Below are 15,169 nucleotides of genomic sequence, written 5' to 3'. Positions count from 1 at the left end.
TTTGTTAAATATTAAAGTCATCATTATCGATTGTTATCAACCCCACTAACCCTCATAACCTCCCTCGTCACCGCATCATTCAACACCCCGCGTTTGGCTTCCACCACCGTGAGCCATTCGCGGGCGCGGGTGATGCCGGTGTACACCAGCTCGCGGGTCAGAATGGGGTTTAGGGTGGGCGGTAGCAGTAGGGCGGTGTGCAAGAACTCCGAGCCTTGGGATTTGTGGACCGTCATCGCAAACACGGTTTCCACCGCGTGTAGTCGTGAAGGTAGCACCCAGTGAATCGGGTTTTCCGGGTCGCTGGTCGGAAAGGCGACTCTTAATAGCGATCTTCCTGGGGCTCCTGATGTAGAGCGGGGATCTGGCACCGCCATTGTGATGCCGATATCGCCGTTCATTAGTTTCAGGCTGTAGTCGTTTTGGGTGACCAGCACTGGGCGGCCTTCGAACCAGCCTTTCTCTAACGTGTGGTCGTTGCCGTACAGCAGCTTTTCGCGGCGCAATGTTTTGGCGATGCGCAGGTTTAAGCCTTCAACACCCCAAGGGCCTTTGCGTAGCGCGCAGAGCAACTGAAAGCGGCTATAGGCATTCAGCACTTGTTTAGCCCAGGCATTGTAAATCTCACCGTTCTCTTCAAACGCTAATGCCGTATCAGGCCGCTCACTATCTAATGTGTTTAGGTAGTGACAATAGCCGGTGGGCGGTGCAATTGGCTCGCCCTTGAAATTGGAGCGGCCTTCGCCTGCGCTGGGAAAACGTTGCGGGCTGCCGGTGATCACCAGGCGCTTCAGGGCGCTGTCTTCGTTTTGTGCGTCTGGCTTCAACACCAGGTGGTGCAGGTCGGCGTAGCCGTTATTCAGTACGCCATGCACTGCTTGGTGTTTATCCCGTTCCCGCAATACCTCACTTAGCGGCTGGTTAATCGCCTGGGCGAGCTGGCCGATGCCGCTTGTTTCAGTAAAGCGGTGGCTTACCCGCAGCATGGTAATGGCTTGGTCCAGCGGTTGGCCGTCCGGGTCGATTAATGCCTCCGGCAGCGGGTGGTCGGTGAGGTCGGCCAGCCAATGTGCCGTGGTGGGGGTGTAGTGGGCGGCGTCGGCGCGGCGACACAGGTCGCCCAGCACGGCGCCAGCTTCCACGGATGCCAACTGATCTTTATCCCCCAGCAGCACCAGCTTTGCGCTGGCGGGCAAGACGCTGAGCAGCGCCGTCATCATTTCGATATCCACCATCGAGGCTTCATCCACCACCAGCACATCCAGCGCCAGCGGGTTGGCTGCGTTGTGGCGGAAGTGGCGGGTGTCGGCGCGGGCGCCAAGTAACCTGTGAATCGTGGTCACTTCCGTCGGAATGTCTATTGCGTTCGATGAGGAAGCGGCTGAGTGCTTATCTAATAGCGATTCCAACCCGCTAAGGGGTAGGTCTTTCACCTGCCCAGCGATGGATTCATTCAGCCGTGCGGCGGCTTTGCCGGTGGGGGCGGCCAGGCGAATGCGTAGCGGGTGGGCGTTGGGCTGAGCCAGTTGCAGGGTTTGCAGCAGGGCCAGCAGGCGCACCACGGTGGTGGTTTTGCCGGTGCCGGGGCCGCCGGTGATGATGGAGAAAGGGCTTCGGGCGGCGAGGGCGCAGGCGGTTTTTTGCCAATCCAGGGTGTTGGTGGCAGGGAATAGCGTATCCAGTGCGTTTTTAAGCAGCAGCCTTTCACCTGCGTTGCCCACACTGAGTCGGGCGGCGATTTCGTTATGCAGGGTTTGCTCGAACTGCCAGTAGCGGCGCAGGTAGAGCCGGGTGGTGAACGAGGAGTCACTTTTCACCAGGGGCGTATTGCCGGGGCCGTCGCTGATCAGCGTGGGGTGGTTGAGCGCGGCCTGCCACTCGGGCAGCGTTAGCGTGGCCAGCACATGGCTGGGCAGCGGCGGCGGGTCGTTGAGGTCGTCGCCTTCCGGCGGCAGCGAAAGCGCAAAATCCGGCGCTTCCAGCGTAGCTGCTAAATCCAGGCACACATGGCCTCGGCCGAGCTGGTGGCTAGCGAGAGCCGCCGCCAACAATAGCAGCGGTGGGGCGTTGTAAGTTTCCTGCTCAAAAAAACGCACCAGGGCCAGGTCTAAATCTCGCAGCCAGCCGCGGGCGACCCAGCGCTCGCACAGCAGGAATAGCTCCGCGGTGTCGCTTAGCGCGGGGTGGGGCTGGGCGGCTGTTACCTGTGGTGCTGTAGGTGCCGTTGAACCTTGTGATTGAGCAGCAGCGGGCGGTGCGTCATCGGCAAACAGATCAAGGTTCATGGGCTCGTTCATGGAGGCTGTGTCTCTTTTGCTCATAGCTGTTTGCTCATGCCGGTTGCTCAAACCAGTGACTCCTGGCTTGCTGCTGAGTTTGTTGCAGCGCCTGATTCTACGCTTGCCGTTGTGCCTGCAAAGAGCGCGTCCAGTGCTTCAATCAGCGCGACCGGGGCGGGCACGGCGTGTACCCCGCGGGCGGTGGTGCGGCTGCCGCGCAGAAACACGGTCATCGAGCCGCCCAGGTGTTGGTGCGGGTCGTAGTCGGGCATACGTGCTTTCAGTAGCCGGTGGAGGGCGAGCAAGTAAAGCGCGGCTTGCAGGTCGTAGCGCTTTTCAAGCATGGCATCGCGTAGGGCATCGGCGGTGTAGGCGCTGTCGTCGCTGCCCAGGTAGTTAGATTTCCAGTCGAGCACATAGAAGCGGCCATCATGCTCAAAGGCGAGGTCGATAAAGCCCTTGAGCATGCCGTTGAGGGTGTCGGCATCTAACGTAGGTCGTGCTATCCCCGGTAGTAAGTGGTCACTTACCAATTCATCCAGCTTGTGCGTTTCTACATGGTGCGCGGCAAACCAGAACTCCAATTCCACCTGGTAGCTTTCGAGTTCGCATAGCGCCACTTGGCCGCCCTCGCTGGGCTCTGTCAGGGACGTGGACGGGGCCAGTGACAGAGAGTGAGGCAGGGGAAGAGGTGTCGAGAGCAGCTCGTCAAACCAGCCTGCCAGTGTCTCGTACCATGCCTGCCAGCCACGCAGTTGAACGCGCCGCCGCAGCATGTCTTCCCGAGCGGCAGGGGCTTTTAGCGCGTTATCAAAGCCTAGCTGGCCCGCCCATTCTAATAGCCCGTGTAAAAACGTGCCGGGCCCTGGCCCTCTTGGGAAACGGTGCAGGTGAAACGCCTCGGTGTTAATGGCGTTGTCGTGGGGTTCGTCCAGTACTTCCAGGGTGGTGGCTTCCTGGGGGGTGGTGGGTTCGGGCATGGGCGATGGAACGGGCGTGGTAACCGCGCCTGAGAGAGCCCCCGAGGTACGCAGCGCCGAGTAGCTGGCGATCCACCACTGTTCCCGCGCGGGGCGCAGCGGCGTGCGGGCGTGGCCCAGCGCTTGTTGTTCCGGCGCAGGGGTGAAGCGCAGCGTGGTGGGCGCGGGGGCGGGGCTTAGTTCAATACCGCTCCCCTCCACCAGCTCGCCCAGTGTTTGCGTAAACACGCTGGGGGCGATGGCTTTGCCACCGTTCATCAGGTGGCCAATGGCGCTATTCTCGCTGCCTTTTAGCGGTGCCAGCCCCAGCCAAGTGGCGTGGCGGGCGCGGGTGAGCGCCACGTAAAGCTTGCGCAAATCTTCGCCCAGCCGTTCGCGGTCGGCGGTGGCAAGCGTGGCTTCATCGGCGTTTAGGCTAATTTGCAGCGTGCCTTCGCCATCGTGCCAGCGCAGCGGTAGGTCGGTGTCGCTGACCGGGCGGTGGTTGGCGATAAACGGCAGGAATACCAGCGGGTATTCCAGTCCTTTGGATTTGTGAATGGTCACCACTTTGACCAGATCGGCGTCGCTCTCCAGGCGCAGCTTGTGGCTGTCGCCGTGGCTGTCCGGGTCGGCAATGGCCTCGGCCAGAAAGCGAATCAGCGCGTGTTCGCCATCCAGTTCCTGGCTGGCGTGTTGCAACATTTCACCCAGATGAAGTAAGTCGGTTAGCAAACGCTCACCCTCGGCGAACTCGCCCAGCAGCCGTGCGGCGATATCAAAATCGACCATCAATCGGCGCACCAGCGGCAGCACGCCTTGGCGTTGCCACAGGCGGTGGTAGTCGCTGAACTGCTCGACCCGCGCTTCCCAGGCCAGCTCACTCTGGTTGAGGTAATCGAGTGCTTCAAGGCTCAGCCCAAGTACCGGCGTTGCCAGGGCGGCGCGCAGCTTGGCTTCCGCCTGGCGTGAGTTGGCCTGGGGCTCGGCGCAGGCGCGTAGCCAAATGGCCAACTGCGGGGCAATGGGTGAGCTAAACACTTTGTCGTGATCGGAAAGGTAAACGCTCTTGATGCCCCGGCTGGCCAGCGCCAGTCGAATCGCTCGGGCTTCCTGCAGGCCGTTGACCAGCACCGCCATATCCGAGGGGGCCAGCGGAGTGAGTGTTTGCTCTTCGTTAGCGTCACTGTCATCAGCGGCTTTCGCAAAGCCCTTTGCAAAGCCCGCCTGTTGCTGGCGGCCTGCTTCCAAAAGCATGGCCATGTGCGAGGCGCAGCATTCGGCCATTTCAGTGTGGTAGGCGGTTTTGGAAAGCGGCTCTTCGCACTCCATTGGCCATAGGGTCATCGCCGGGATCGATTTGCCGTTGAGTACCAGCGCCTCCTTGGTGCCTTTGGCTTCCACTGGGTTAAACGGCAGTGGGTTGTCACCGCTTTCTGCGCGGAACAGGAACGCCCCGGCGCTATGTTGGTCGGCGTAACTAAAGCAGTGATTAACTGCCGCCACCATGGCACTGCTGGAACGGAAATTGGTGCCCAGCGTGACATGGCGGCCATCGGTATCGTGCCGGGCCCGCAGGTAGGTGAAGATATCCGCACCGCGAAACGCGTAAATCGCCTGTTTGGGGTCGCCAATCAGCAGGATGGCGCTGTCACGGCGGGGCTGGGCGACGTCATACACGGCATTAAAAATGCGGTACTGGACCGGGTCGGTATCCTGAAACTCGTCGATCAGCGCCACGGGAAACTGGCGCTGGATCTGCGTGGCCAGGGCTTCTTTATTGGGGCCTTGCAGGGCGCGGTCTAGCTGCGTAAGTAGGTCGTTAGGGCCCATCTCCGCGCGGCGCTCCTGCTCGCGTTCCATACGGGCACGACACCACTGCACAGCGTGAATCAGTAGGTCGTTGCGCGGCTCGGGCAGGGCAGCCAGTGCGGCCGGTAGTTGCGCTAGCGCTGCCCATACGTGCGGACAGGGGGGGGTGCCCTCTTTCCAGATGTCGGCCATGCCGTCAGGCGTCATGCGTTTCCAGGCGGCGTCGGTGAGCGCGGGGCGGTCGGCCTCCGTTTCGCACCACTCGCGTAGCGCGCCTAGCCAGTTGGCGCGGCTTTTGGCGTTAAAGCTTTGGCCTTTGAAGGCTTTGCGTTTGGCGGCGTCTTCCAGTGCGGGCACCAGCTCATCCAGCCAGGCGGACCAAGGCGCTTTGAGTTCGCTGAGCTTTGCGGCGCGTTCGGCCTGAGTGGCGGCCAGGGTGTCGCTGGGCTCGGGCTTTTCGCCCCCCAGCGCTTCGCTTTCGGGCAGTAGCCGCTGTACCAGGATGTGCAGGTCGTCTGGTGATTTCCAGTAGCTAATGACAGTGCCGAGGGCGTCGCTGTCCAGCGGGTAGTAGAAGCTGCGCCAGTAGTCGCGCACCACTTCCTGTTCGAGTTCGCGCTGGTCGTTTTCCAGGTTGAGGGAGAACAGGCTGCCGCTGTCGAAGGCGTGTTCTCGCAGCATGCGGTAGCACCAGCTGTGGATGGTGGAAACCGCGGCTTCGTCCATCCATTCCGCGGCCAGCGCCAGGCGCCGCGAACAGGCGGGCCAAGTGGCGGGGTCGTATTGGTCGCGGAGTTCTAGCAGCAGTGAATCGCTTTCTTGGCCATCAGCGCGAAACACTTCGGCGGCTTCTACCAGCCGGTTGCGGATACGTTCGCGTAGCTCTTGGGTGGCGGCGTTGGTAAAGGTAACCACCAGGATTTCCGGCGGCGTGAGCGGACGTACAAATGCCGTGTCATCGTCAACGCGGTGGCCGCCGAGCACCAACCGCACGTAAAGCAGCGCGATAGTGAAGGTTTTGCCGGTGCCCGCGCTGGCCTCTATCAGCCGGCTGCCGTGAAGCGGCAGGCTTAATGGGTTGAGTGGAGCGGGCTGGCTCATCACTGATCTCCGGTAATCGATGATATAAAACAATCGGTTCTCGGTGCCGAGGCAGGCATATATCCAGCCTCAACACGAGCCGTAGACTGTATGAGAGCCCCGCCACCTGATAATCTTGTCGCTGAGCCACTCTTGGAGCAATGAGTTTACGCTACCGGCGGCTTCGGTTCACTCTAACGATGGGATCTCATGCTGACATCGCTGCTGGATAATGACTTTTACAAGATCACGATGCAGAACGCCGTGATCAAACGCTTTCCTTATGCCCAGGCGCGCTACGCCTTTATTAACCGTGGCGAGCACGATTTTCCTGATGGCTTCGGTGCTGCGCTGCGCCGCGAAGTGGATCAGATGGCGGATCTTCGCCTGAGTGATGAGGAGAAGCGCTATCTCGAAACAACCTGCCCCTACCTCGACCCGACTTATCTCGACTTCCTGGCCGGGTTCCATTACGACCCCAGTGAGGTCATTGTCGAGCAGCAGGGGAACGACCTTTCGGTGATTATCGAGGGGCCTTGGTATCGCACTATTCTATGGGAAGTGCCGCTGATGGCACTGATCAGCGAGCTTTGGTATCGGCTGCGTGGTGTCACGATCACGCCAGAGGCCGATGCAATGATCGAGCAGCGTGCGCAGGAGAAGATCGAACTCTACCGCCGATTAGGGCTGAAGATTGCCGAGTTTGGTACTCGGCGGCGCTTTTCGTTTGATGTTCACGACCGTGTGGTCGGTGCGCTTCACCATCACGGTGGCGAATCGTTTACGGGTAGCAGTAATGTGCTGCTGGCCATGCGCCACGGTGTCAAGCCAATCGGTACCCATGCCCATGAGTGGTTTATGTTCCACGGTGCCCGCTTTGGCTTCAAAATGGCCAATAGCCTTGCCCTTGAACATTGGGTCGATGTGTATCGAGGGGATCTGGGTATCGCCTTGACGGATACGTTTACCTCGCATGCCTTTTTTGACAGCTTCGATAAGAAATTCGCCAAGCTGTTTGATGGCGTTCGCCACGATAGCGGCGATCCAATCGATTTTGCTTCGCAAACCATTGCGCACTACGAGCGTCTGGGCATCAACCCGTTGAGCAAGACGATTATCTTCTCTGATGCGCTGACGCCTGAGAAAGTCGAGCGTATTCAGGCCTTTTGTCAGGAACGTATCGGCATGGCGTTCGGTATCGGCACCAACTTCACTAACGATGTGGGCGTTGAGCCGATGAACATGGTGGTCAAAATGGTCGAGGCACGCCCCGAGGGGCAGGGCTGGCTGCCGGTGATCAAGCTTTCCGATGTGCCGGAAAAGAACACCGGCGACCCGGAGATGATCGCCCTAGCCAAACGGATTTTATCGCTCAGCCAAAAACATACTTAATCCTTGACCGAACGGTGCAGCGGCGCATAGAGCGCTTCGGTTAGCGAGGCGAAGCGGTGGGCCAGGGCGCGCTCGTTAAACAGCCGTTCAAAGCTCGGCCATTGGTGGGAAAGGTAGGCGCTTTGGGCGACTTCGCCGGTCTGGAAGCGGCCACCTTCATAGATGGCTTCGGCGGCGGCATAGGCGTCGCTGTCGGCTTCGGATTCAGGCGTGCCCAGCTTGGCTAACCACGCGAAGGCGGCCTGAGGGGCCAGCGGCAGCGGTGCCTGCATGCCATCGCACCAGGCACTGAGAATGGTTTCTAGCTGGTAACGGGCATTCTCGGCGTCTAACGGTTCCAGCCGCACATGGCCCGCTTTTGAGAGTAGCTGAGTGGTCAGTGGTTGCTCACTATTGCCTGCCAAGTGCGCTACCCACGGGCGTAGCAGGTGCTGCCAACGGTACTGGCCCCGGCCGCGCCCTTGGCTAATCAGGCTGCTGCTGAGCAGCAATAAGCGGCAGCGGTTACCTGCCTCATCCTGGCGTAGCTCTCCTAGCCAGTCTTCCAATGTGACTCTTCCTTCAACATAAACTGCTTGGGGTGCGGCCACTACGTGTGGCCACTCCTGCAGCGCCTCTTCGTAGGCACCAAACAGCGCCTCCATCGGTTCCGCCAGAGTTTCGCGCATTCGCTCGCCAAAGGCGCCCACGGCCAGCACACCCTGGCCCTTGAAGCGTTCCAGCGCGGCGTGCAGCGCTTCTATTCGCGGTAGGCCGTTATCCACGGCGTGGCGCTGGGCGGCGATTAACTGATCCTGTAACTGCCAATTCTGTAGCCCGTTCAGCGTGAAAGGCTCTACATCTAACTGGGTAAGTTCTTCCTGCTCGAAGTAGACCCCGAGGCGAGTGTTGAAAAATGCCTTGGCCGGTTCGCGTAGAAAGCTGCCCAGTTGAGCCAGGGTCAACGCACCTTGCTGTTCGCTATCTTGTTTAAGCGCCGCTGGTCTCTCTCTTGATTGGCTTTCGCTTTGCGGTGCGTGCAGAGCGTGCCACTCGTGAGCGTATGTGAACAGTCGCGCCTGGGCGGGGGAGTCGCTGGTGGTTTGGGTAAAGTAGCGGCGGCTAAATGGTTGCAGCGGGTGCTCGGTGGTCAAGGCATCGAGCAAAGGCTCGCCAGTTTGCGTGCGCCAACCTGCCGCGAGGTGATCGCGCAGCTGCCCGACCAGCACTGAGGGCGGCATGGGGCTGTTGTCGATCTGGCTGCGACCGACCCAACTGATGTAAAGCTGCTGGCGGGCGGAGAGCAGTGCTTCCAAAAACAGGTAGCGGTCATCTTCGCGGCGTGAGCGATCGCCGGGGCGGTAGTCGCTGCCCATCAAATCGAAATCCAGTGGCGGCTGTGAACGCGGATACTCACCATCGTTCATGCCCAACAAGCATACGTGCTTAAAGGGGATCGCCCGCATCGGCATTAGCGTGGCGAAGTTGACTGCCCCGGCCAGAAAGCGCTGGGAAAGGCTATGCTCGTCGATTTGCCCCAGCCAGTGTTCGCGCACCATGGAAAGCGGTAGGGGATCAAAAAGCTGGGCCTCTTCGGTGCTGTCCAGCAGTTGTTGTAACGCGGTTTCCAGCTTGGTGAGCATGACGCTTTCCTGAGCGTCGTCGGTCAGAAAGTAAGTTTCCAGCAGTTCGCGCAACCGGGCCACCCAGGTGGCGGCATCGGTGGGCTGGCAGAAGGTTTCCCAGGTGTTTTCTAATTTCTCCAGCAGGATCGCTAACGGCCCGGCCAGCGATGCTTCCAGCCCGCCAATATCATCGAATGGTTCAATACCTTGCCATGCCTCCGCACTGCCGACGGTGTAACCCAGTAATAGGCGGCGCAGGCCAAACGCCCAGGTGTTTTGGGTCAGCCCTTGGGGCAAATCCAGCCGGGTGCGCTGTTCGGCGTTAAGCCCCCAACGAATGCCTGCACCCTCGATCCAGCGGCTCAGGGTGGGCAGGTCGTTCTCGTCGATACCAAAGCGTGTACGCAGTGCGGGCACTTCCAACAGGTCTAATAGGTCGCTGACCGAGAGTCGCAGTTCCGGCAGGCGCAGCAATTTTTCCAGCGCAATCATCAGCGGCAGGCGATGGCGGCTGGCCTGATCCGAAAGCGTGTAGGGGATATAGCGGGGGTCGTCGGGCCGGGCGTTTGCGTTATAGCCACCGAAAGAGGCGCGGTACTGGCCGAATACGGCGTCAATATGCGGCGCGTAGCGGTCGATGTCCGGCACCATGACGATGATATCTCGCGGGCGCAATTCGGGGTCGGCGCTGAAGGCCGCCAGCAGCTGGTCGTGAAGGATCTCTACTTCGCGCTGGGGGCCGTGGGCGATATGGAACACGATGGAGTCATCGCTGGCCGGGTCTAGTGCGGGCCAGTGATTTTGGGTTTCCGCCACTGGGCGCAGCTCGCGGATATCGTCCTGTAACTGACTGAGCAGGCAGGGGCGTTCGTCGCTGAACGGCTCGAACATGTCGATGCGCAGCGCCTGCTGTTCAAACAGGGTTTGGTAGTTGCCCGAATCGTCGTGCTCATCAAGCAGGCGTAAATAGTCGCGACCCTGTTTGCCCCAAGCGGCCAGCAGCGGCTGGGCGTGCAAATGCAGGGCGTCGTCGACGTCGCCGGTACCGAGTACGTCCAGGGCATCGGGCATGCCTGCCTTACGCCGCTGGCGGTAACGGCTGGCGCGCAGCAGGTCTTTGTGCTCGATGATATCTGCCCAGTAGTACTGGCAAGGGTTGTGCACGCAGAGCACGATTTGGCAGCAGCGCGAGAGCGCCGCCAGTGCTTCAAGCGTCTGTTGCGGCAGCGATGAGATGCCGAAGATGATCAGCCGCCGAGGCAAACCGGGTGGGCACGCCTGGCCTTCAAGGTGAACAGCGGCGTCTAAAAAGCGGCTATGTACCTGGGCGCGACTGCTGTTAAGACCCGCTTCGCCTTGCGTCATCGCCACATCGTCGCGCAGGGCACGCCATAGCTCTGGTTGCCACAGTTGGTGGGCTTCCAGTGGGCGGGTTTCGCCGCGGGCGGTAATCAATACATCGTTGCCCTTTGCCCAAGCATCCAGCCAGTCGGCACGGTACACCTGATACTGGTCGAACAGGTCCGCCAACCGCTCGGCCAGTTGATAGTGTTTGCGCTGGTCGCGGTCAACGTTTAAAAAACGCGCCAGCGGGGCAAACGCTTCCTGCTCGGCAAGGCTGGGCAACAGGCGCAGCAGTCGCCATATCAACCGCGACTTATCAAACGGCGAGGTTTCCGGCACCGCATGCTCATCGTGCGTCAGGTGAGTCAGCACCGTGCGGTAGGCCTGCCACAGAAAACGTGCCGGCAGCGTGACGTTCAGTGCCGCGGCAATCCCCGCACCGCCTTGGGCCGGGTCTTCCGCCAGCGCCAGCTTCAGCCACTGCCCAATGCCATTGCTCTGCACCAGAATGGTTTCGTTCTCCAATGGCGCCAGCGGGTGAAGGCGCATCCACTCCACCGCCAAGCCACGCAGGTCCTCCAGCCGATTGGCGTGCACGACCATAAAGCCCGGCGTTAGCGGTGTTTGTGAGAGCAGCGGTTTTGCAGACATGCACGATGTTCCTTAATGGATAATTCCTTCACAGCGGAGGTAGGGCGGTTATGTGTATGGTGCCATAAGTTAATCGTCTTGCGGGATGGAAGATATATCGCCAAGCTATGCAGATACCGTGAGCCAAGCTAAGAGAAAATATCCATGACAGACCCGAACAACAACTCCCGCCGTCATTCTGCCAAAGTGGTCGATGGTCCAGGCAAAGCCGCTAGCCGCGCCATGCTGCGCGCCGTGGGCTTTAATGATGCCGATTTCCAAAAGCCCCAGGTGGGCATTGCCTCTACCTGGAGCATGGTGACGCCGTGCAACAGCCACATTAATGAGCTGGCCGAGTTTGCTCGCGATGGCGCCGATGCAGGTGGTGGTAAAGGTGTGATTTTCAATACCATTACGATTTCTGATGGTATCGCTAACGGCACCGAAGGCATGAAGTATTCGCTGGTGTCGCGGGAAGTGATCGCCGATTCCATCGAAACCGTGGCCGGCTGCGAAGGCTTTGATGGTCTGGTGGCGATCGGTGGCTGCGATAAAAACATGCCGGGCTGCCTGATGGGCTTGGCGCGTTTGAACCGCCCCAGTGTGTTTGCGTATGGCGGTACAATCATGCCTGGCAAAGGGCACACCGATATCGTTTCGGTCTTCGAGGCGATGGGCGCACACTCCCGCGGCGATATCGATTTGATCGAGCTTAAAAACATCGAAGAAACCGCCATTCCCGGCCCAGGCTCCTGTGGCGGTATGTACACCGCGAACACGATGGCCTCTGCGATTGAAGCGCTGGGCATGAGCCTGCCGGGTAGCTCGGCACAGAATGCTATTTCCCAAGAGAAGCGCGACGACTGCAAAGCAGCAGGCGAGGCGGTGCTGGCGCTGCTGGCCGACGATATCAAACCTTCCGATATCATGACTCGTGAGGCGTTCGAGAACGCGATTACGGTCACCATCGCACTGGGTGGCTCTACCAACGCGGTACTGCACTTAATTGGGATGGCGCGCACCATTGGCGTGGAACTGACCCTGGCGGACTTTACCGAAATTGGTAAGCGCGTGCCGGTACTCGCTGACTTACGCCCCAGCGGCCACTATATGATGAGCGAGCTGGTAGCGATTGGCGGTATTCAGCCGCTAATGAAAATGCTATTGGACGCAGGCCTACTCAACGGCAACTGTTTAACCGTCACCGGTAAAACGCTGGAAGAAAACCTTGCTGAGGTTGAACCTTACCCTGCCGAGCCGCCGATCATTGCACCGCTGGGTAATCCGATTAAAGCGGAAAGCCATTTGCGTATGCTCTACGGCAACCTGGCACCGGAAGGGGCTGTCGCGAAAATCACCGGCAAGGAAGGCACACGCTTTTCTGGTTCGGCGCGGGTGTTTGGCTCGGAAGAGGAGGCCCAGGCGCGCATTAACGATGGTACTGTGGTCGCGGGCGACGTGGTGGTGATTCGCTATGAAGGGCCGAAAGGCGGACCTGGTATGCGCGAAATGCTGACACCGACTTCCGCGATTATGGGCCGAGGCTTGGGCAACGACGTCGCGCTGATTACCGATGGGCGCTTCTCGGGCGGCAGCCACGGTTTCGTGGTCGGGCATGTGTCACCGGAAGCCTTCGATGGCGGCCCGCTGGCATTGGTGGAAAATGGTGACATCATCACCATTGATGCCGAGGCTGACACTATCGAGATGCACGTGGCCGAGGACGAAATTATGCGTCGGCGGGCGGCATGGCAGCGGCCTGAGCCGCGTTACACCCGCGGCGTGCTCGCTAAATATGCACGCCTTGTCAGTTCCGCCAGCACCGGCGCGGTGACCGATCAAGAGTAGCCCGCACTCATGGCATGAAAATATGGGTATGAGGCTAATGTGAAAGCACTGTCATGAAGCCGTCAAGCGCAAGGCGTAATATTAAAGCCTTGCGCTTTTTTTGTAGCTAAACATCAATGGCAAAGCGGGGGAAACGATGGCAGATCAGGAACCGGTGCGCGGGCGTATAGGCGAGGTATTTTGGGCATTTTTAGCGCTGGGCTTAACGTCCTTTGGTGGCCCGGTGGCGCACCTGGGCTATTTTCGCACCGCCTTTGTCGAGCGTCGGCAGTGGTTAACCGAAAGCGCCTACGCTGATTTAGTCGCGCTGTGCCAGTTTTTGCCCGGACCTGCCAGTAGCCAAGTGGGCTTTGCACTGGGCCTGATGCGTGCTGGCCCCTGGGGCGCGGCAATGGCGTGGCTGGCCTTTACGCTGCCTTCGGCCATTGTGCTGGTGCTGTTTGCGTTTGGTGCAGCGGTGCTGGATGGGCCGATTGCCAGCGGCATTGTTCACGGTTTAAAAGTGGTCGCGGTGGCGATTGTGGCCCATGCGGTATGGGGCATGGCGCGTAACCTCTGCCCGGAGAAAACCCGCGCGGGAATCGCGCTTGCGGCGGTATTTACGGTGGTGCTGGTCAGTGGCCCGCTGGGCCAGGTGTCGGCGATTGTGTTGGGTGGCTTAGCCGGGCTAGCCCTGTGTCGCGATAGCGCTGTCGCTACGCCAAGTGAGTCGCTGCATTTGCCAGTAACGCGTAAGGCAGGCATGGTGGCGCTGGGACTATTTGGTGGGCTTTTGATTGTTCTGCCGCTATTGGCGGGGATGGCAGCCTGGCTGGATATTGCTGATGCGTTTTACCGCTCCGGCGCGCTGGTATTTGGCGGTGGGCATGTGGTGCTGCCATTACTGGAAGCCGAAGTGGTGCAGACGGGTTGGGTAACGTCGGATGCGTTTTTGACAGGCTACGGCGCGGCCCAGGCGATACCAGGGCCGTTATTTACCTTTGCAGCCTACTTGGGGGCGTTGCTGCCGGGCATAAACGGGTTGCTGGGAGCGCTGTTAGCACTGTTGGCGATTTTCATACCGGGGTTTTTGCTGCTTGTGGGCGTGCTGCCGTTTTGGAATCAATTTCGCCAATGGGGCAGCGCCCAGGCGCTGATGCGTGGTGCCAACGCGGCGGTGGTGGGCATTTTAGGCGCCGCGCTTTATCAGCCGGTGTGGACCAGCGCCATTATCGGGCCTTATGAGTTTGTGCTGGCGCTCACGGGCTTTTTGCTGCTTACCGTGTGGAAACTGCCTGCCTGGATGGTGGTGGCAATAGTCGCGTTTGCAGGAATATTTCTTCCAACTCCCTAGACGAGGACGAGCCAAAGCCTGATTTGGTATTCGCGTTGGGTTTTCCCTACCCCGGCATTGTCTTCTACGCTATGTATGTCGCCAACCATGGTTAACCAGGGAGAAGCCATTATGACAGACATGGGAGTCTGTGCCTGCCCAGGCTGTGAGCATCACGTCTCTAGCGAGCAGGCGGCCATCACGGAAGGACGCGCCTACTGTTGTACCGCCTGCGCCGCTGGTCATCCTGGGGGGAGGGAGTGTGTTCATAAGGGGTGCCCTTGCAGCGAACTAAATCGCCCTCCATCCGATGAAGAGTCAGTAGATGAATTTAGTAACGCTCAGTTTTAGCGAGCGAAAAGCGTAACCGTCAACATTGACAAGGAGATCAACATGTCCAGACAAGCACGTATCGAACCGGTCATTGAAGCCACCGATCTTAAGGAGACAATCACAGGATGGTTAGTCATCGATGAGTCAGTGCCCGAAAACGAAGTTGTCGTCTCGGAGCATACTTCCCAAAAAGAGGCGATTCAGGCTGCAGAGGCGTTTGAGCAGCGCGAAGATTAAGCAAATGTAAACGAAAACGCCTCGCGCAAGCGAGGCGTTGATTGGCTATCGGCTATGGCGCCTCCAGCTCTAACGTGCGACGTAGGACGAGGAGTTCATCCACCCCCAGGTGCTCAAGCCTTCCGGCGAGCAGGTCGCTAATTTTCTGAACGGGAAGCCCGGCCCGACGGGCAATTTCTCGGCTTCCTAGGTCTGATACTGCGATCAGACGCGTGATAATACGCATTAAGCGCGTACGTTTTTCAAGTTCCCTGACATCGAGGTCAGGGCTGCTTCGCGGAGGATCAAGCTGTTCCGCAGTGGCAGTTGTGCGTGCCGTGCTCATGTGGCTCCATCAGT

Annotated in this window: 9 protein-coding genes; 5 read left to right on the top strand and 4 right to left on the bottom strand. The window is 59.6% G+C overall.

Annotated elements, in window-relative coordinates; genetic code table 11:
* Window positions 1-23 precede the first annotated feature (23 nt).
* On the bottom strand, window positions 24-2,285 hold the full coding sequence (recD, locus tag ACW44H_RS13125) for an exodeoxyribonuclease V subunit alpha (protein WP_457509032.1): 2,262 nt from the start codon (window positions 2,283-2,285) through the stop codon (window positions 24-26).
* A gap of 59 nt (window positions 2,286-2,344) precedes the next feature.
* Window positions 2,345-6,151 carry an exodeoxyribonuclease V subunit beta gene (gene recB / locus ACW44H_RS13120; protein WP_457504926.1) on the bottom strand — a complete coding sequence of 1,269 codons (3,807 nt, stop codon included), beginning with the start codon at window positions 6,149-6,151 and terminating at the stop codon, window positions 2,345-2,347.
* Window positions 6,152-6,340: 189 nt separating this feature from the next.
* Here recB and pncB point away from each other — a divergent pair, with 189 nt between their 5' ends.
* On the top strand, window positions 6,341-7,522 hold the full coding sequence (pncB, locus tag ACW44H_RS13115) for a nicotinate phosphoribosyltransferase (RefSeq protein WP_457504924.1): 1,182 nt from the start codon (window positions 6,341-6,343) through the stop codon (window positions 7,520-7,522).
* On the opposite strand, the gene recC is transcribed toward pncB, so the two are convergent.
* The gene (gene recC / locus ACW44H_RS13110) at window positions 7,519-11,121 is read right to left on the bottom strand and encodes an exodeoxyribonuclease V subunit gamma (protein WP_457504923.1); all 3,603 of its coding nucleotides are present in this window, start codon (window positions 11,119-11,121) and stop codon (window positions 7,519-7,521) included. The two genes, pncB and recC, sit on opposite strands and share 4 nt — an antisense overlap.
* 144 nt (window positions 11,122-11,265) lie before the next feature.
* Here recC and ilvD point away from each other — a divergent pair, with 144 nt between their 5' ends.
* From ilvD to ACW44H_RS13090, 4 genes are all read left to right on the top strand, one after another.
* The gene (gene ilvD / locus ACW44H_RS13105) at window positions 11,266-12,948 is read left to right on the top strand and encodes a dihydroxy-acid dehydratase (protein ID WP_457504921.1); all 1,683 of its coding nucleotides are present in this window, start codon (window positions 11,266-11,268) and stop codon (window positions 12,946-12,948) included.
* Between the two features lie 136 nt (window positions 12,949-13,084).
* On the top strand, window positions 13,085-14,281 hold the full coding sequence (gene chrA / locus ACW44H_RS13100; RefSeq protein WP_457504919.1) for a chromate efflux transporter: 1,197 nt from the start codon (window positions 13,085-13,087) through the stop codon (window positions 14,279-14,281).
* 75 nt (window positions 14,282-14,356) lie between these two features.
* Entirely contained in the window at window positions 14,357-14,611 is a 255-nt protein-coding gene (locus ACW44H_RS13095) for a hypothetical protein (RefSeq protein ID WP_457504918.1), read from the top strand.
* A gap of 42 nt (window positions 14,612-14,653) precedes the next feature.
* Complete coding sequence (locus ACW44H_RS13090; RefSeq protein WP_167408799.1) at window positions 14,654-14,830, top strand: hypothetical protein; 177 nt, start codon at window positions 14,654-14,656, stop codon at window positions 14,828-14,830.
* 52 nt (window positions 14,831-14,882) lie between these two features.
* On the opposite strand, the gene ACW44H_RS13085 is transcribed toward ACW44H_RS13090, so the two are convergent.
* Window positions 14,883-15,155 (bottom strand): XRE family transcriptional regulator, encoded by a 273-nt coding sequence (locus ACW44H_RS13085; protein WP_113270007.1) that lies wholly within the window; start codon window positions 15,153-15,155, stop codon window positions 14,883-14,885.
* Window positions 15,156-15,169: the final 14 nt, after the last annotated feature.

This window comes from Vreelandella sulfidaeris Esulfide1, assembly GCF_054072535.1.
Note: the sequence above shows the minus strand (reverse complement) of the source record. Positions and strands in the feature narration are given on the sequence as shown.